Genomic DNA, 529 nt, shown 5'->3' on the forward strand with positions numbered 1-529 from the left:
CTTTTACTCAAGCTAACTGATTCATTAATTGTTAAAGAATCTTTCAATGAACCTGTGTCAGTATTTGTGTTATGCTTTTGGTTTTCATCAATTCCATTTTTGTGTAATTCAAGTAACGAATGCCCAGATTTATGTCCCCAAACCTCTTTTCCACAAAGAACAATTGTTTTAATTTTTGGGTTAGCATTGACATATTGAATCAACGAGTCTATTCCTTTGTTTTCTGATAGTAGTCTACCAACTATTGCTACACTTTGTAAAAATTTAGGCTGGGATAGCCTTCTGAGCAAATCAATGCTTGACAAGGTGCAGATTGCGATTGATGAGTTTGGGTTCCCATAAAACACCTCCTCTTTGATAGGAAGGATAGCTTTGCATATTCCTCCTAGCAGTTTTTCTAGGGTTTTCATAAGGCCTGCCTTAGATTTTTTGCTATGAATTGTAAATTTTTTGAGGTGACTTTGGGGTGAATTGGTATTGATAATACGCTAGATGCAGCCCACTCAGTGGTTGCCAGTTTGATTTTTGT

Annotated in this window: 1 protein-coding gene; it reads right to left on the reverse strand. The window is 36.1% G+C overall.

The annotated features are described in order from the left end of the window. A partial coding sequence (locus tag V3W49_RS23055) for a hypothetical protein (RefSeq protein WP_500148312.1) occupies nt 1–410 on the reverse strand: 410 nt, incomplete at its 3' end. Nucleotides 411–529 lie beyond the last annotated feature (119 nt).

The organism is Rosenbergiella sp. YN46 (genome assembly GCF_036620675.1).
GTDB lineage: Bacteria > Pseudomonadota > Gammaproteobacteria > Enterobacterales > Enterobacteriaceae > Jejubacter.